Origin of the sequence: Sphingobium xenophagum (assembly GCF_031457465.1) — a bacterium.
Lineage (GTDB): Bacteria > Pseudomonadota > Alphaproteobacteria > Sphingomonadales > Sphingomonadaceae > Sphingobium > Sphingobium xenophagum_A.
Genome location: NZ_JAVDWV010000008.1, coordinates 149,551 through 167,624, shown reverse-complemented (window position 1 = coordinate 167,624; position 18,074 = coordinate 149,551). Strand labels below are relative to the sequence as shown.

At 63.8% G+C, this 18,074-nt stretch carries 15 protein-coding genes; 3 read left to right on the top strand and 12 right to left on the bottom strand.

Annotated features, from left to right (window positions below; translation table 11 throughout):
- Window positions 1-66: 66 nt before the first annotated feature.
- The 10 genes from J2W40_RS10215 to dapA all read right to left on the bottom strand — a co-directional run bounded on the left by J2W40_RS10215 (window position 67) and on the right by dapA (window position 13,341).
- A complete protein-coding gene (locus tag J2W40_RS10215; RefSeq protein WP_310224320.1) occupies window positions 67-3,645 on the bottom strand; it encodes an error-prone DNA polymerase in 3,579 nt (1,192 codons plus the stop codon).
- Window positions 3,642-5,219, bottom strand: a complete 1,578-nt coding sequence (locus J2W40_RS10210) for a Y-family DNA polymerase (RefSeq protein WP_310224459.1) — start codon at window positions 5,217-5,219, stop codon at window positions 3,642-3,644. Before J2W40_RS10210 ends, J2W40_RS10215 begins: the two co-directional genes overlap by 4 nt.
- On the bottom strand, window positions 5,131-5,937 hold the full coding sequence (locus J2W40_RS10205; RefSeq protein ID WP_310224318.1) for an ImuA family protein: 807 nt from the start codon (window positions 5,935-5,937) through the stop codon (window positions 5,131-5,133). Before J2W40_RS10205 ends, J2W40_RS10210 begins: the two co-directional genes overlap by 89 nt.
- 103 nt (window positions 5,938-6,040) lie before the next feature.
- Window positions 6,041-6,829, bottom strand: coding sequence for a transglutaminase-like domain-containing protein (locus J2W40_RS10200; protein ID WP_310224316.1), 789 nt, complete (start codon window positions 6,827-6,829; stop codon window positions 6,041-6,043).
- A 321-nt stretch (window positions 6,830-7,150) separates the two neighbouring features.
- Window positions 7,151-8,224, bottom strand: coding sequence for a recombinase RecA (recA, locus tag J2W40_RS10195; protein WP_310224314.1), 1,074 nt, complete (start codon window positions 8,222-8,224; stop codon window positions 7,151-7,153).
- 99 nt (window positions 8,225-8,323) lie between these two features.
- Complete coding sequence (locus J2W40_RS10190) at window positions 8,324-8,683, bottom strand: response regulator (protein ID WP_310224313.1); 360 nt, start codon at window positions 8,681-8,683, stop codon at window positions 8,324-8,326.
- An 85-nt stretch (window positions 8,684-8,768) separates the two neighbouring features.
- Complete coding sequence (locus J2W40_RS10185; RefSeq protein ID WP_310224311.1) at window positions 8,769-11,192, bottom strand: ATP-binding protein; 2,424 nt, start codon at window positions 11,190-11,192, stop codon at window positions 8,769-8,771.
- 46 nt (window positions 11,193-11,238) lie between these two features.
- Window positions 11,239-11,832 (bottom strand): DUF2062 domain-containing protein, encoded by a 594-nt coding sequence (locus J2W40_RS10180; RefSeq protein WP_310224309.1) that lies wholly within the window; start codon window positions 11,830-11,832, stop codon window positions 11,239-11,241.
- On the bottom strand, window positions 11,832-12,314 hold the full coding sequence (gene smpB / locus J2W40_RS10175) for an SsrA-binding protein SmpB (protein WP_037477634.1): 483 nt from the start codon (window positions 12,312-12,314) through the stop codon (window positions 11,832-11,834). The genes J2W40_RS10180 and smpB overlap by 1 nt, the downstream gene beginning before the upstream one ends.
- A gap of 148 nt (window positions 12,315-12,462) precedes the next feature.
- Complete coding sequence (dapA, locus tag J2W40_RS10170) at window positions 12,463-13,341, bottom strand: 4-hydroxy-tetrahydrodipicolinate synthase (RefSeq protein WP_310224305.1); 879 nt, start codon at window positions 13,339-13,341, stop codon at window positions 12,463-12,465.
- 99 nt (window positions 13,342-13,440) lie between these two features.
- Between dapA and J2W40_RS10165 the strand changes: the two genes are divergently transcribed.
- Window positions 13,441-15,525, top strand: coding sequence for a lytic transglycosylase domain-containing protein (locus J2W40_RS10165; protein WP_310224303.1), 2,085 nt, complete (start codon window positions 13,441-13,443; stop codon window positions 15,523-15,525).
- A gap of 127 nt (window positions 15,526-15,652) precedes the next feature.
- Complete coding sequence (gene greB / locus J2W40_RS10160; protein WP_310224301.1) at window positions 15,653-16,138, top strand: transcription elongation factor GreB; 486 nt, start codon at window positions 15,653-15,655, stop codon at window positions 16,136-16,138.
- Between the two features lie 83 nt (window positions 16,139-16,221).
- Here greB and J2W40_RS10155 read toward each other — a convergent pair whose 3' ends face one another.
- Window positions 16,222-16,800, bottom strand: a complete 579-nt coding sequence (locus J2W40_RS10155; RefSeq protein ID WP_310224299.1) for an FKBP-type peptidyl-prolyl cis-trans isomerase — start codon at window positions 16,798-16,800, stop codon at window positions 16,222-16,224.
- Window positions 16,801-16,873: 73 nt separating this feature from the next.
- The gene (gene rpsU / locus J2W40_RS10150; RefSeq protein WP_006957190.1) at window positions 16,874-17,080 is read right to left on the bottom strand and encodes a 30S ribosomal protein S21; all 207 of its coding nucleotides are present in this window, start codon (window positions 17,078-17,080) and stop codon (window positions 16,874-16,876) included.
- A gap of 229 nt (window positions 17,081-17,309) precedes the next feature.
- Between rpsU and J2W40_RS10145 the strand changes: the two genes are divergently transcribed.
- Complete coding sequence (locus tag J2W40_RS10145; protein WP_310224293.1) at window positions 17,310-18,068, top strand: class II aldolase/adducin family protein; 759 nt, start codon at window positions 17,310-17,312, stop codon at window positions 18,066-18,068.
- Window positions 18,069-18,074: the final 6 nt, after the last annotated feature.

Sequence of the window (18,074 nt, the reverse complement as noted above, 5' to 3'; positions counted from 1 at the left end):
CGTCTATTTCATGATGATTTGGTGACATTCAGTAGGCTGGGCGTCCATTTGGGTGGACCATCCCCCTCAATGAAAGTCGCGCGATCCCGGCAATATCCGTACCTGGCGCGGGTGGGTGGCGGTGCGCGGTGGGGGGTTGCCGGTGCCGTCGCCGCTGTGGGTCAGACGGCTGAGCGCGTCGCTGCGGTCATGCACGCGAACAGCCATCAAGTGGACGACGCCCTCCTTGCTGCGCTGGATTTCGCCCTCCACCAGCATCAGCCGCGATGCCATCACCGCGCGCCGCTGCATCTCGAACAGCCGCGCCCACAGCAGGATGTTGGCGACGCCGGTTTCATCCTCGATCGTGATGAAGACGGCATTGCCCTTGCCCGGCCGTTGCCGCACCAGCACCACGCCCGCCACCTGCACCCGCGCGCCATTTTTGGCCGCGCTCGCCTGCGCGCAAGTCAGCACGCCCTCGGCGGCGAAGGCCGGGCGCAGAAACTGCATCGGATGGCCTTTCAAGGACAGGCGCGTCACCTGATAATCGGTCGCCACCTGCTCGGCGAGCGGCATGGCGGGCAGCATGGCGTCCGGTTCCTCACCCAGTTCGCGCGCGGCACGATCCTGTCGGCGCGCCGCGGCGAAGAGCGGCAGTTCGTCGGACGGCGTGCGCCGTGCCTCCCATAAGGCAGCGCGCCGGTCCTGCCCCAGCGAACGGCAGGCATCGGCATCCGCCAGCAGGCGGAGAGCGCGCGCGGGCAGGCCCGCCCGGCGCGCCAGATCCTCGATACTGGTAAAGGGGGCATCGGCCCGCGCTGCCACCATCTGCGCCGCCCAGCTTTCGCGAAACCCATCGACCTGTCGCAACCCCAGCCGCAGCGCGAGGGCTTTCCCCGTCCCCTCCCCCCGATCGGTCCGGCGCGCCCGGTCGATCGGCTCCAGCCCATTGTCCCACTGGCTGGCATTCACATCGACGCCCTGCACGGTCACGCCATGGGCGCGCGCGTCCCGCACCAGTTGCGCGGGCGCGTAGAACCCCATCGGCTGCGAATTGAGCAGCGCGCAGGCAAAGACCGCGGGCTGATGACATTTGAGCCAGGCCGACACATAGACCAGCCGGGCAAAGGAGAGCGCGTGGCTTTCGGGGAAGCCATAGCTGCCGAAGCCTTCGATCTGCTTGAAGCAGCGTTCGGCAAAATCGCGCTGATAGCCGCGCGCGGTCATGCCCTTGACCAGCTTTTCGCGGAAATGATGGATGGTGCCGACATTGCGGAATGTCGCCATGGCGCGGCGTAGCTGATTGGCCTCCGACGGGGTGAAGCCTGCGGCGACGATGGCCAGTTTCATCGCCTGTTCCTGAAACAGCGGTACGCCATAGGTGGCCCCAAGCAATGTTCTCAATTCGTGGGGATTATGCGGTGGCGCGGGATGCGGAAATTCCGGCTCCTCTTCCCCACAGCGCCGCCGCAGATAGGGGTGGACCATGTCTCCTTCGATCGGTCCAGGCCGCACGATCGCGACCTGAACCGTCAGATCATAAAGGGTGCGGGGGCGTAGGCGCGGTAGCATGTTGATCTGCGCGCGGCTTTCCACCTGAAACACGCCGACGCTGTCGCCCTTGCAGAGCATGTCGTAAACGGCTGCGTCATCGGAATTGATATCGACCGTCAGGTCGTGATCCCCCAGCCCGTGACAGCGCATCAGTTGATAAGCCTTGCGGATACAACTGAGCATTCCAAGCGCCAGCACATCGACCTTCATCAAGCCCAGCGCATCAATATCATCCTTATCCCACTCGATGAAACTGCGGTCGGGCATGGCGGCATTGTGGATCGGCACGGTTTCGTCCAACCGATTCTGCGTCAGCACGAAACCGCCGACATGCTGCGACAGATGGCGTGGGAAAGGGGCTTTTATCAGTTGCTCGACCAGCCCCCGCAATCGCACGACCTCCGGATTATCGAGGGCAAATCCAGCGTCGATAATCCGCGCTTCGCCTAGGTCACCGGAATGGCTGCCCCATATCGTCGCCGACAAGCGCATCGCCACATCTTCGCTAAGGCCCAGCACCTTGGCCACTTCGCGTAGCGCGCTGCGAGACCGATAATGGATGACGGTCGCGGCGATGCCCGCCCGCTCGCGGCCATAGCGGCGATAGATATATTGCATCACTTCCTCGCGCCGCTCATGTTCGAAATCGACGTCGATGTCGGGCGGCTCGTCGCGCTCTTCCGACACGAAGCGGGAAAAGAGCAGGTCATGTTTCATCGGATCGACCGATGTGACGCCCAGCAGGAAGCAGACGATGGAATTGGCCGCCGATCCCCGTCCCTGGCATAATATGGGGGGATTTCGGGTGCGGGCGAACCGGACGAGGTCATGGACGGTCAGGAAATAATAAGCATATTTCTGAATACGGATCAGCCGCAGTTCCTGGCCGATCAATGCCCTGACTTTTTGCGGCAACGCCCGGCCATAATGCCGTTTCGCTCGCCGCCGCACCATATCCTCCAACCAGTCGTCCGGTGACCAGCCGGGGGGAACTGGCTCGTGCGGATATTCATATTGAAGGTCGCTGAGCTTGAAATTGATGCGGCTGATGAGGCGGATCGTTTCGACTATGGCATCGGGGCAGGCGGCAAAGAGCCGCGCCATTTCCGCAGGCGATTTCAGAAACCGTTCGGCATTGGCGTGCAATCGGCGACCCGCTGTTCTAAGGGTCTTGCCCGTCCTGATGCAAGTCAGGACATCCTGCACGGGACGCACGGTTTCGGCGGCATAGAGTATGTCGTTCGTCGCGATCAGCGGCACGCCCACATCCCTGGCGACAGCTTGCATCATCGCCATATGGCGGGCATCGCGGCCTTCGTAACGCATGGACAGGCCAAGCCAGACGCGGCCGGGTGCCTTTTCCTGCAATCGTTGCGCTACCTGTTGCCATGTCGGTGGAGAAGCAGGCGGCACCAGGCGCAAATGTCCGGAAGACGCATCCTCTTCTTCATCGTCGGCCGCATAGACAGGGGGTGCGCGATGGGCCTGCTGCGCTTGCCCGGTAGAAAAGGGCAGGACGATCAACAGCATATCTTCAAGATGCGCGAGCAAATCGCCGAATCGCAGGATGCAGTCGCCCTTGATCGCCCGGATATTCCCCACGGTCAGCAATCGGGTCAACCGGCCCCATCCCAGACGGGTCGTCGGATAGGCGATGATGTCCGGCGTGCCATCGACGAACACCAGCCGCGCGCCAACGATCAGCCGCAGGTCGGTTTCACATGCCGCTTCTTCCTGTGGCGTCAGTAGAGCGGGTTCGCTCTTCTCCTCCCGCGCTTTCAACAGCGCGGCGCGCGCCTTGTCCGGTGCCTCACGCAGCGCGACATACGCGCGAACGACACCGGCCACGCTGTTCCTGTCGGCAATGCCGATCGCCTTGAGGCGGAGATGGATCGCCTGTCCGACCAAGTCGGCCGGATGCGATGCGCCATGCAGGAAACTATAATGGCTCATCGTCACCAGTTCGGCGAAATCTGGCCTCCCTTTGTCCAGAGGTCGATGCTCCTCCACCCGCCTTCCAGCCGCACGCTTTGCTGCGAACTGGTCCAGTTCGCGCCGGTCGGCCGATTTGGGCTTGGCCGGGTCCGGCCCCTTGCGGCGGCCGCTCATGCGAACAGGCCGTGGAGATACCAACCTGGGTCGGGCGTCTCCGCGCCGTAGAGGCCGTGGCGGAACAGCCAGTAGCGGCGGCCGCGTGCATCCTCGACGCGGTAATAGTCGCGCGTCTTGCCGATGCTGTCCCCCTCGATCGCGCCATCCTTCGCGCGCCACCATTCGGGCGCGATCCGTTCGGGGCCTTCAAAGCGGACCACATCATGCAAGGCGCGGCGCCAGCGGAAGCGGTGGGGCGGGCCGTCGGGCACGCCAGCGACCACGTCGATCGACTGGGGCGGATCGAACAAATGGATAGGGCGCAGCGGCGGATCGCCCGGTTCGCCGACCGGTCCCCAGTCGGCGGGCGCGCGGACTTCTACGGCGGGCAGTGCCAGTTGCGCTTGTTCGGGAATATGGCTGTCGCGTGGTACCAGCCGCTGGATGCGTCCGCGCCCGGCCCGGATCGACAGCCGATCGACCAGCGTCGCCACGCTTTCGCCCTTGCGCGCTTCGCCCCCTTCCAACGCCAATTGAGTCGCGGCCATCGGCTCGGCCAGCGGCACGGTGAGGCGCAACATGTCGAAGCCGAAGCCGGGATCTATGGGATCGGACAGGGTGTCGATCCGCTCGCGCATCAGCCGCAGGATGGACGGGGCATCGCGCACGGGCAGGCCAGTTTCGACGCGCAGTGGGAAGGCGAGGCCATCGCTGCGAAAAAAGACCGCTTCGAACCGACGACCGCCCTGCCCCCGTTCGGCCAGTTGTTCGCCGGCTTCGGCGGCCATATCCTCCAGCCGCTTGAGCGCATAGGCGGTGCTGCCGATCGGTTCGGCAAAGCGGCGGTCGATGCGGATGGCGGGGCGGACGCGGCGGGGCGCGAGCGGGCGATGCCCCAAGCCCAACAGCGCATGGAGCGCATCGACCGCTTCCGCCCCGAAGCGCGCCGCCAGGGTCGCGGCGGGGCGGGCCGCAAGATCGCCCACCGTCCGCAGGCCCGCGCGGCGCAGCGCCACCGCGCTTTCCGCCTCCAGCCGTAGCGCCTCCACCGGCAGGCGGCGGATCGTTGCCGCTTCGTCGGGCGCGGGGGGCACGGGAAAGCGGGCGAGCGCGTGGGCGGCTTCGGGACTGGCGGCGATCGCATGGCGCACGCGCATGCCATAGCGCTCCAGCCGGTCAGCCGCGTCACGCGCCAGCGCTTCTTCCCCACCCCATAGATGATCGCAGCCGCTGATATCGAGCATCAGCCCATCGGGACCATCAAGCGCGGCATTGGGGGTATAGCGCCCGCAGCCATCGCACAGCCGTTCGAGCCAATCCTGATCGGCATGAGGCTGGGCATCGAACACGCGCAGGTCCGGTTCGCGGGCGCGCGCGTCGGCCAAGGTCATGGCCGGGTGCAGGCCGATCGCCAACCCGTCGGCATCGACGCTCGCCAGCCGCATCGCACCGCGCACGGGTTCGACAATGACCGCCGGGCCGTTGCCGCCCGTCGCCCATTGATCAGGCCGCGCGACCCGCAGCCGGTCCAGCGCCAGGAAGGGAAAATGCAGCGCCAGATAGCGGCGCGTTGCGGATGTCGTCATCGTCATGGCGTTCATCTGCCGCGTCTCCAAATTCGCCCTTGTTGCTGTCCCAGGTCAGTCGCCACGTCATCCCGTCCGGCCCTGCCCGGCGGCGCAGCAGGGTGACGTCGAAGGCGCTTTGGCCCGGTGCCTGGCCCGGCAGCGGGGCGGAGGGGGCCGCCGCCACGCGCCAGCGCGTTTCGGCCGCACTGGGCACGGGATCACCGCCGATCCGCAGCAGCAGCGCGGTCACGCCCGATGTCTCCGCCGCCAGCGCCAGTCGGCGGCTAGCGGTCAGGTCGAGCAAGGGCGCGGGGCCGCGCAGGTCAATGAGCAGCGCGCCCAGGGCGGGACAGTGCAGCGCATCCACGGCGGCGCGCAGCAACATCGCGTCGTCGGCCATCATGCCGATCAACAAGTGTTGCGGGTCCAGCCCCAGCGCCGCCAGCCCCGGACCATAAGGCGCGCCCGCCACCCGCACTGCCGTCGCGCTGCGCAGCCACAATAAGGGGGCGTCGCGCCCGGCCTGGCGCATCCAGAGCAGGGCGAGGCCAGCGGCGGCGCCTTCCTCTTCGACGCTGGCGAAAATCTCATGCACGCGCCCTTGCGCCAGTCCGCCGCCCAGCGCGGCGTCCATCATTGCCGGGCCACAGGTGAAGCGCGGCGAGGCCTCCGCCGCTGGCGCGCGGTCCAGCGTGGCGATATGCCGCTTAAGCGCGGCGAGACTGTGAATCGACTCGGCCATTCCACCTGTTCCCTTTATGTTCTTTTTCGGGGTAAGTGGTGCCGCTGTCAATGTGGGAGCGATGGTTGGAGTGGGGCGACGACCGGGCCGCCCCATCGAACGATTATTCGGCGTCGACCTGCGTGACACTGATCGACTGGGCGTTCATCTGGCCGCCGCCGAAGATGGTCATGAAGGCGATATCGGTGGCGTCGCGGCCAACGGCGATGCGGACCATGGTTTCAACAGGCGCAAGGCCCGTCGAATCGACCAGATGCCAGGCGCCGTCGAGCCAGACTTCAACCACGGCATGAAAGTCCGGCGGTTCAAGACCAAGCGCATAGACCGATACCAGCCGCGCGGGAATGTCGCGCGAGCGGATGAGGGCGGCCGTCAGATGGGCGAAGTCACGACAGACGCCCTGTTGCGCGACGAAGGTGTCGGCGGCCGTCGTGGTGGCGTCGGAGCTGCCGGAGACATAGACCAGATTCTCGTTCACCCACTGGATCAAGGCCTGCACAAGCGCACCGCCTTCCAGATCAGGGAAATGGCCGCAGACGAAGCTGACGAAACGGTCGGCCTCGCAATAGCGGCTAGGCCAGATAAAGGGCAGCACCTCTTCGGGCAGGCTGGGTAGCGGACTTTTGTTCAGGGTCGCAATGTCCACCGTCGGCCGTTCCACATCCACCGTCGCGCGGAACGTGCTGACCATCCGGCCCGTGCCAGTCCGCGTCCAGGTGCGACGGCCCACACCACTACCGCCGACCTTGTTGGTCAGCGGGCCAGCGTTCTGGATGATATGGGACTGTTCGACGATACGCTGGTCGGGCATCGCGGCGGCTTCCACCGCAAGGAGCACGTCGGTTGGCTGGGCGAAATCATAGTCCAGTATCGCTTCGATCGCGACGCGCATGGGATGCCTTTCTGTCAGGGAATATGCGCCAAACGCGCGGATAGGGTTTCCGGGCCCGCATGCTCCAAAAGCAGCATTGCGAAGCCGCAGGCACAAGGCAAGGACGATGGTGGCTGGCGCTTAACTTCGCACTTTTCCCGCACATTTCGACATAATCTTGCGCCCGGCTGATCCTATCGGAAAGGGAAGCGTTCCCGCTGGGCCGATCACGGTAAAAGGCCCGCCCCACCACGGGACGGGCCTTTTCAGTGCGTGAAGCAAAAGCGCGAACGAACCGGGCTGTCTCATCCGGCTGATCCGACCGGACAAGAATATCAGCCCTTATTCGTCATCGTAATCCGCTTCGGGTCCAGTCATCAGGGCTTCGGCTACCGCTTCGGTCTTGCCGCGGATCGCCTTTTCCAGCTTGTCGGCCAGTTCGGGATTGCCCTTGAGGAAGGTCTTGGAATTTTCGCGGCCCTGGCCGATGCGGATCGAATCGTAGGAGAACCAGGCACCCGACTTCTCGACGATCCCGGCCTTGACGCCGAGATCGAGAATCTCACCGATCTTCGAAATGCCTTCGCCATACATGATGTCGAATTCGACCTGCTTGAACGGCGGGGCGACCTTGTTCTTGACCACTTTCACGCGGGTTGCGTTGCCGACGATATCGTCCCGATCCTTGATCTGGCCGGTGCGACGGATGTCGAGGCGGACCGAGGCGTAGAATTTGAGCGCGTTGCCGCCGGTCGTGGTTTCCGGGTTGCCGTACATCACGCCGATCTTCATCCGCACCTGGTTGATGAAGATGACCATACATTTGGAACGCGAGATCGATCCGGTCAGCTTGCGCAGCGCCTGGGACATGAGGCGCGCCTGCAGGCCGACATGGCTGTCGCCCATCTCGCCCTCGATTTCCGCGCGCGGCACCAGCGCCGCGACCGAATCGATCACCAGTATGTCAATGGCATTGGAGCGCACCAGCGTATCGACGATTTCCAGTGCCTGCTCGCCCGTATCGGGCTGCGACACGATCAGTTCGTCGATGTTGACGCCCAGTTTCTTGGCATAGCCCGGATCAAGCGCATGTTCGGCGTCGACGAATGCCGCCGTGCCGCCAATCTTCTGCGCTTCGGCAATAGCGTGCAGCGCCAAGGTCGTCTTGCCGGAGCTTTCCGGCCCATAAATCTCGATGATCCGCCCCTTGGGCAGGCCGCCAATGCCAAGCGCAATGTCGAGGCCAAGCGAGCCGGTCGAGATGGCCTCGATCTCCAGCTTTTCGCGCGACCCCAGCTTCATCGCGCTGCCCTTGCCGAAGGCGCGGTCGATCTGCGCCAGCGCCGCGTCCAATGCTTTCTGTCTGTCCATAGTCCCGTTCTTCTTGGAATCGATGAGGGATAGCATTGCGGTCATGAGCCAATCTCCTGTCAAGCGGAGCCGCCGACTCGGTCGGCGTCTTGGCCATGATGTATCTCTTTTGTTCTAATAGAACAAGAGGGGAACGGAAATTTCCTATTGCGTGGCGAATATCTTGCCAAGCGCCCGCTCGACCGCGCCGATCGTAAACGGCTTGGCCAATGTCGGACGGTCGGCATGGGTCGGCGGAAGGTCGTCCGCCATGCCGCCTGTCGCAAAAACGAAGGGGATCGACTGTTGCGCCAACAGGTCGGCAACAGGCCAGCTTTTTTCACCATGAAGATTGCAATCAACCAGAGCGGCGTCAAACCCGCCCTGGCGCACATGATCGCAGGCTTCATCAACGCTCGCCGCCACCGCATGGAGCCGGTACCCCAATGCGTCGAGATAATCTTCCAGCATCATCCCGATCATCGCTTCATCCTCGACGATCAAAATGCTCTTGCCTTCAGTCATGTGCGGGGTTCCCCTGTTTTCGATCATCGTCCGCTACCGTATCGCTGCGGGCTTGCCCAGCATAATTGGCGCGATGGCGCATATGCTAATCGGCCAACGATCCTACACCCAGCGCGTCGCGCGCGGCCTCCGCCAACTGGCTGACCGAAAAGGGCTTGGGCAGGAAGGCGACGTTCGGAATGTCGATTGATTTGCGCAGTTGTTCCTCGGCATAGCCGGACATGAACAAGACCGGCAGGTCGGGACGCGCCCGCCGGGCAGCGGCCACCATCGACGGGCCATCCATATTGGGCATCACGACATCCGAGATCAGCAGGTCGATCCGGTCGGTGTTCGCCAGCACTTCCAGCCCCTGTTCGCCGTCATTGGCGGTCAGCACGGTATAGCCCTGCCGCGTCAGCGCGCGTTCCGCGACGGCGCGCACCATATCCTCATCCTCCACCAGCAGGATCGTGCCGGTGCCCCATGTCTCGCTGCGCTTGACCGGCGCCTTGACTGGCGCAACCTCCTGCGCATCGGCCCCGGCATAGACCGGCAGATAGATGACGAAGCTCGCCCCGCGCCCCATCTCCGATTCCGCGAAGATATAGCCGCCCGATTGCTTGACGATGCCATAGACGGTGGAAAGACCAAGGCCGGTGCCCTTGCCCAGTTCCTTGGTGGTGAAGAAGGGTTCAAAAATCTTGGCCAATATGTCGGGCGGTATGCCAAGCCCCGTGTCCGAGACACGCAGCGCGCTATAGTCGCCGGCGGGCAATATCTGCTGGCGCATCTCCCGCACCTTGATCGCGGGCACGGCATAGGTCTGGATATTCAGCGTGCCGCCTTCGGGCATGGCGTCGCGGGCATTGACCGCCAGGTTGACGATCACCTGCTCCATCTGGCCGGGGTCGGCGCGCACCGCGCCAAGATTGCGGCCGTGATTGACCTCCAGCTTCACATTTTCGCCAAGCAGGCGCTTCAAGAGGTTGGACACGTCGGCGACGATGTCGGGCAGTTGCAGGATTTGCGGGCGCAATGTCTGCTGGCGCGAGAAGGCGAGCAATTGCCGGGTCAGGCCCGCCGCCCGGTTGCTGTTCGACTTGATCTGCTGAAGATCGTCATAATCGCTGTCGCCCGGCGCATGACGCATCAGCATCAGGTCGCAATGGCCGATGATCGCGGTCAGGATATTGTTGAAATCATGGGCCACGCCACCCGCCAGCTGGCCGATCGCCTGCATCTTGGTCGCCTGCGCCACCTGCCGCTTGAGCTTGCTCTCCTCGCTATTGTCCTTGAGAGAAAGCAACACCGCCGCTTCGCCCAGGCCGCGCACGCCCGCGAGGCTGAGCGCCACCGGCTCATCGGGCTGGTCGCGCATCCGCACCGCGATGTCGCCCGACATTTGCGGGCCGACGGCAAAGCGGCGCACCGCGTCGGCGACGGCGGCCTGATCTTCCCGCACCACCAGATCGCCGGGATAGCTGGGCGTTTCGCCAGGCTTGAGGCCCACCACCCGCGCAAAGGCGTTGTTGAGGAACAGCACCCGCCCGTCGCGGTCGGCCATGGCAAGACCGAAGGGGAGCAGCGAAAGCAGCGTTTCGATATAGGACAGCGCCGATGTACCGCCCCCGCCGACCGGCTCGTCGATCAGCAGCAGCAGCATCGGGCCGTCCTGCGCTGACCCCTGCGCACCATTGGCCTGGATCGCCCGTTTCAACGGCACCTGGAGCAGACGAAGCGGCAGCCCGCCCTGTTCCTCGCGCGCCAGGAACAATCGCGCCTTGTCATCGACCCGCATATGCGCGGCGAAATCGCGGCCGATGATATTGGCGTCGATCCTTCCCGCCGCGCGCAACAGAAACGCGCCATTGGCGGCGCGGATGCGGCCTTCGCCACCGATCATGACGGCCATCACGCCCGCTTCGCCCAATTGGCGGCCCGCTTCGCCGGTCAGCAGCCGATGGACGTCGTCCAGCGCGCTCGGCTGGCGGACCGGGGTGAAGCGCCAGAGGAGATAATCCTCCGCGCGTCCCGTGCGGGCGATATCAACGTCGAGCCGGAGTGCGCCCTGCGCCACCCCCTCTACCCGTGCATCCCCGTCGCGCCAGGCCGCACGCGCTGCGAGGGATAAGCTGTCGGTTAGCGTCGTTTCGCCCGTAATGCCGGGTGGTGTGGGGTAGCCGGGGAACCATTGCCCGAACAGGTCGCTGGCGCAGACCAGCCGACCGGCTCGATCAGTAACCGCAATCGCTACGTTTGAAGCATCGGCGGCAGCCCGTGCAACGGTCCAGTCAGGCGTGGCCTCACCCGCTACGACATGCGGTGGATAAAGGCGGCGCGCCCAGGCCATCAGCGCTGCGATGACCAAAAGGGTCGCAGCAAATCCGGCCGCAAGCACCACATCCCCGATGACGTAGAAAATAAGCGCGGCCGACAGCAAGGCGGCCAGCAGCAACAGCGGCAGCGCGAGGCGCGAAGATGGCTGCGTCAGCCATGCTTCTCCATCCTTGTTCAGCCGCGCGGCCATGATCGGCCTTCCCCTTGCACCAGCATTGGTTCCCTATCGCCCCGGTTCAGACCGGCGCGATTTCTTCCCTTGCGCTGCTTTCGTGGACCTTGCCAATCCTCAATTTGCGCGCTTGCCACTTGCGGCCCATGCGATGACGCCAGAACCAGTCGGCCAAGACATAGCCGACGATCGCCGCCACCACCGATATGATCGCGAGGCCCAGCAGCATCGCAGGCGCGGCTTCCGACACCAGCCAGGCAGTCCATTGGCCGATCGTCGCATGGTCATCGACCAGCGCCATGAAGCCCGATGCATCGGCGCTGCGGCCCAGCATCCAGTTGCCGATATAGACCGAGAGCCACAGGATCAGCGGCGTCGTCGCGGGGTTGGAGAGGAAGGTCATGGCCGCCGCTACCGGGATATTCGCCCGGAATGGCAGCGCCAGCAGCGCGGCCCCGGCAATCTGAATGCCGGGAATCAGCAGGAAGATGCCGACCAGCAGACCCAAGGCCACCCCGCGCGGCACAGACCGGCGGGTAAAGCGCCAGAGCGAGGGTTCCAGCACCCGATGCGCGACGGGTGCCAGAAACTTGTTATGCTCCAGCGACTCGCGGGTCGGGGCGTTGGCGTGCCACCAGCGGCTGAAGCGATTGTCCATCAGCCCTTGTCCCGCATGATGCGCTGCTGGTCGCGCTTCCAGTCGCGGTCCTTGATCGTCTCGCGCTTGTCGTGGGTCTGCTTGCCCTTGGCCAGCGCCAGTTCGATCTTGGCCCGGCCCTGGCTGTTGAAATAGACCATCAGCGGGACCAGCGTCATGCCCTTGCGCGACACGGCGCTGTGCATTTTTTCGATCTCTCGTTCGTGCAGCAACAGCTTGCGGGGCCGCTTAGGTTCATGATTTTCGCGGTTACCATGGCTATATTCGGGGATGTTGCTGTTGACCAGGAACACCTGATTGCCCTTCACCTCGGCATAGCTTTCGGCGATATTGCCCTCGCCGCCGCGCAGCGCCTTCACCTCGGTCCCTTGCAGGGCGATGCCCGCTTCGAACACGTCCTCGATAAAATAATCGAACCGGGCGCGCCGGTTTTCGGCGACGATCTTCTTCTTGTCGAAAGTGACGGGACGCGGGCGGGCCATAAAATGAATCTAATACCTAATTCTCAACACCCGTTCGGGCTGAACGAAGTCGAAGCCTTCTACTGAGCGGAGCGAAGTGCCTCGCGTTGCTCGGCCGAGCCCTTCGACTTCGCTCAGGGCGAACGGGTAATATGGGGCTTTGTCACTCTTAAACCAGTCCCGCAATCTCCAGCGCGCGATCGACCGCCGACCGGCTCGATTCCGACGGCCAGGTGATCGGCAGGCGGACGTCGCCGGGCATGTCGGGGCGAACGCGCGTGAGCGCATATTTGACCGGGCCAGGTGAAGAATCGCTGAACAGAGCATCATGCAGGGGATAGAGACGATCCTGCAACGCCAAGGCACCATCCCAATCATGCGCGGCGCAGGCTGCCTGGAAATCGGCGCACAGACGCGGCGCGACATTGGCGGTGACGGAAATGCACCCTTTTCCGCCCATGGCGTTGAATCCCAGCGCGGTTTCGTCATTGCCCGACAATTGGCAGAAATCCGGGCGGCAGGCGAGCCGTTGCGCGGTGACGCGGCCGAGATTGCCGGTCGCATCCTTGATGCCCACGATCGTCTGAAATTCCTCCGACAGGCGATGAATCACCGGCACGCCGATGTCGGTAATGGTGCGGCTGGGCACATTATAGAGGATGATAGGCAGGGCGCAGCGTTCGGCCAGATAAGCGAAATGCTGATAGACGCCATCCTGATTGGGCTTGTTATAGTAAGGCGCGACCACCAGCGCAGCATCGGCCCCTGCCCCTTGCGCGGCATACATATGTTCCAGAGCGATGCGCGTGTCGTTGGAGCCGCAGCCTGCGATCACCGGCACGCGGCCTGCCGCCTGATCGACGCAGATCGCGATGACGCGATTATGCTCCTCGACCGTCATGGTTGCGCTTTCGCCGGTCGTGCCGCAGGGTACGAGCGCGCTCGAACCTTCCGCAATCTGCCAGTCGACCAGCGCGCGAAACGCCCCCTCATCCACCCGTCCGTCGCGAAACGGGGTCACCAGAGCCGGAATTGAGCCGGAAAACATGATTTAACTCCTTCAATTCTCCGGGCGGCCGGGGCATGATCGGGCAAGCGGCGCGCTATAGCGCGTCATTCAGGGCCTGATAAGGATGCAATTGCGATTATGTCCAGCATGTCGACGCCCCCTCCTGTCGAAAGTACCCTGATTCGCATGCCTCTTATTGCCCTTTTGCTGTTTACCGCCGGTGCCAGCGCACAGACCGACGGACAGCCCTCCGCGCCATCGCCCTTCCCGCCCGGCGCGGTGGTCCAGCCGCTCCCGAAGGGCGACAGCGGCCCCAGCCCCTGGAATCAGGTCGCCAGCCGCGTCGGCCAACCGAGCGACAGCGCGATCACCGCGACGATCAGCCAGTGGCGCGCGCTCCAGCAGAGCGATGGGCTTGGCTTTTCCGCCTATGCCGGCTTTATCACGACCCACCCTGGCTGGCCGGGCGAGGACCGGATGCGGCGGCTGGCGGAAACAGGGATCAATCCCGACAGCTATGATCCACGCCAGGTCACGGCCTTCTTCGCGCGCTTCCCGGCGCGCACGGGGGTTGGCCATGCCCGCAATGCCACAGCGCTGATGCAGGTCGGCCGGATGGACGAAGCGCGGGTCGCGGCGCGCAATGCCTGGATTGGCGGATCGCTCAGCGCCGCCGACGAAGCCCGGCTCCTCTCCCTGTTCGGCACCGGCCTGTCCGCCGCCGATCATGATCAACGCGCCGACAAATTGCTCTGGGGCAATGACGTCAGCGGCGCGGAGCGGATATTGGCCTATGTCAGCCCTGCCCGCCGCCCTATCTATCAGGCGCGCATCGCCTTTCGCCGCAAGAGCAATGACGCGGCCATGCTGATGCAGGCAGCCGAACCCATTGGTGCCAGCGATGCGGGCTTCGTCGCCGACAAGGCGGTCTGGCTGCGCGATACGGGCAATTGGGTGGCGGCGCGCCAATATCTGGCAAACCGCGCGCCCCTGACCTATCGGCCCACCGACGCCGAGAAATTCTATGAAGCGCTGTTGGGGCAGGCGCGTGCCGCCGCCAATGATAGCCAATGGAGTTTCGCCTATGGCATCGCCAGCAAGATTGACGACGCCGTGCCATCTGGCAGCGATGTCAGCGACATGGCGCTTGGCGTGCGCGACGATTATACCAGCCTTGCCTGGCTGGCGGGCACGACGGCCTTCTACAATCTCAATCGCCCCACCGACGCGATGACGATGTTCCGCCGCTATGCCGAAGCCGCCAAATCGCCGCAGACCAAATCGAAGGGCTATTATTGGGCCGGCCGCGCCGCGCTCCAGGCGGGCGATGCCGCGACGGCCAACAATTATTTCGGTCAGGCTGGTATCTATCCCGATCAATTTTACGGGCAATTGTCGCTTGAACGACTGGGTCGTCCAATTCCGCCGCCACCCGCCGCAGAACGGCCGGTGCAGATTTCCGCCGCTGATCGCGCTGCTTTTGAAGCTCGCTCCGTGGTCCGCGCGGTCAAGGCGCTGGGTCAGATGGGCTATTGGCAGGATCAGGGACTCTTTGCCCGCGCTATTGCCAATAATGCCGACAATGATGTCGATCATATTCTCGCGGGACAGCTCGCCGATGCGATCGGTCGCCCCGACATGAGCGTCATGGTCGGTCGCCGCGCGGTATCGAGCGGCCTGACAGGCTATGGCGCGACCGCCTTCCCGCGCGTGCCCGTGCCGGCGCAAGCGCAGCATAGCTGGACCATGATCCACGCCATCGCGCGGCAGGAGAGCCAGTTCGACAAGCAGATCGTCAGTCATGCGGGCGCGCGCGGCCTGATGCAATTGATGCCGGGCACGGCGCGCGAGCAGGCTGGCAAGATGGGCATGGGGTACGACCCCGCTTCGCTCAACGACCCCAGCTATAATATCATGCTGGGATCAGGCTATTTTCAGCGAATGCTCGATTATTATGGCGGCTCCTACCCTTTGGCGGTCGCTGCCTATAATGCCGGTCCTGGCAATGTGAACAAATGGGTTCGCGCCAATGGCGACCCCCGTATGCCGGGGGCCGACATGCTCCGCTGGATCGAGCAGATTCCGATTTTCGAGACCCGCAATTATGTGCAGCGGGTGCTGGAAAATGCCGTGGTCTATGAAGCGATGAACCCGGAACGGGCGCGGTTCCGCGGCACGAGCGCGGTGCTGAGCCGCTATCTCGGCAAGCAGACGCCAGGGTGATTTTGGTTCACGCGGAGGCGCGGAGACGCGGAGAAGAATAGGCGGCCTTCTCCTTTCTTCTCCACGTCTCCGCGCCTCCGCGCGAACAAAATTGATTAAAGCCCGTGACACGCGATAGGGTCATCCGATGACCACCCCCTATCCCAATTACATCTCGCCCGAAGGCTTTGCGAAACTGCGGGCCGAATATGACCATCTGCTGGGCGTCGAGCGCCCGGCGGTGGTCGAGGTGGTGAGTTGGGCGGCGGGTAATGGCGACCGTAGCGAAAATGGCGACTATCTCTACGGCCGCAAGCGGATGCGCGAGATTGACGGGCAGTTGAAGCGCCTGTCGAAGAAGATGAAGGATGCCAAGGTCGTCGATGCGCGGCAGCAGCCCGACCAGAACCGCGTCTATTTCGGCGCGACCGTCACCATCGCCGACGAGGATGACGCCCATCGCACCGTCACGCTGGTCGGCAATGACGAAACCGATGTCGATGCAGGCCGCATCGGCTGGTCCTCCCCCATCGCCCGCGCCCTGCGCGGCGCCGCTATAGGCGACGTGCGCCGCGTCATACTGCCATCGGGCGAAAAGGAATATGAGGTAATGGCGATCCGCTATCCGGGGTAAATTCGCTTTCGCCTGTTTACCCGCAACGCACAAAAAAGGGGCCGATTGCGGCCCCTTTTTCTTATCTCATTTGGCTTTGGCGGTCAGTTGCCCGGCATCGGCTGGGGCGCTGCACCCGGCGCGCTACCCTGCTGTTGCTGCATCATCTGCTGCATCTGCATGATTTCGGCGCGGGACTTGAAGTCGTGCAGTTCGACGTCAAACATCAGCACGGACCCGGCCGGGATCGGGCCAGCGGCCTGATCGCCATAGCCCAGTTCTGCCGGAATCCACAGACGGTATTTGCCGCCCTTCTTCATCTTCTGCAGGCCTTCCGAGAAGCCTGGCACGACGCCATCGACCGGCATGGGCGCCTGCGGATTCTCGTCAAAGACGGTGCCGTCGAGCAAAGTGCCCTTATAGCCCACAAGCGCCACGTCGGCGGTGGTCGGGCTGGGGCCAGTGCCTTCGCTCAGCACCTTATACTGCAGGCCCGATTCGGTCGTCACCACACCATCGGCCTTGGCATTATCCGACAGGAAGGCGGCAGGAGAGGCGGGCACATGCTGCTGGCCTGCCCAGGCGAGACCACCCGCCGCAAGAGCAACCGCAGCGATACCGATCCAGAGGCGCGTAAGCGACCCCTTGGCGATGGAACGAAGGGGAACAGCCGTCGTGGACATGGCAACAAGTCTCGCAATTAGGGGCGGGATAGCAGCAGGAAAACGGGACGGCCCATGCCGCCCCGAACGGCGCTTACTTCGCGCCGTCGCGTTCGGCGCGCTTGCGGTCCATCTTGCGAGCGCGACGGACGGCAGCGGCCTTTTCACGGGCACGCTTTTCCGAAGGCTTCTCGTAGTGACGACGCAGCTTCATTTCGCGATACACGCCTTCACGCTGCAGCTTCTTCTTGAGCGCGCGGAGGGCCTGGTCGACATTATTGTCGCGAACGATGATCTGCATAAGTCCGTCTATCTCCAATCGAAAACGAGCGGTTCGCCGGGATTCTATGATCCGTCCCGACAGCCCGACCGAATAGCAAAGCCAATGAGTCGTCGCAGGTCACCCTACGCCGTGTGGAGCGCGCCCTACCAGTAGAGTCGCGGCACATCAACCCTTAAGCATGCAGAGTCTCGACTCCCGTGCCGGAAAGGTCGATGGTGTGGGGCAAGACTATAAGAGAGGATCGCCCATGGCCAGCGCCGCAAAACGCACCGACATGTCCCCCGCCGAATGGGAAGCGCGCCAGCAGCTTGCCGCCTGCTACCGCATTTTCGAGCATATGGGCTGGTCGGAACTGATCTACAATCACATCACCCTGCGCGTGCCGGGGGAGGATCATGCTTTCCTGATCAACCCGTTCGGCCTTGGTTATGCGGAGGTCTGCGCATCCAATCTGGTCAAAATCGACATCAATGGCACGGTGCTGGACGGCAGTCCCTACCCGGTCAATCGCGCGGGCTTCACCCAGCATAGCGTGTTCCACCGCTATCTGCCCGACGCCCATTGCATCATTCATACCCACACAACGGCGGGGATGGCGGTCAGCGCGACCCGCGAAGGGCTGCGGCCGATCAGCTTCTACGCCGCCGCCTTCACCGGACAGATCGCCTATCATGATTTCGAAGGCATCACGATTCGCCCCGAAGAGGGCGAGCGGCTGGTCGCCAATCTGGGGACCAAGCGCGTCATGATGCTGCGCAACCATGGCACGTTGGTCATGGCCTCCACCCTGCCCGAAGCCTTTTTGAAACATTGGTCGCTCCAGCGCGCATGCGAGATCCAGGTGGCGGCGGGTGCGGCCGGGACACCCATGGAGATCGCACCGGAGGTGATCGCGGTGCATCAGCGCGACCTGTCGGGGATTCAATTGCCGGTGGGGCCGGGCGTGCCCGATTTTCAGGCGATGGTGCGGGTGATCGACCGGATCGACAAAAGCTGGCGCGAGTGATTCGGC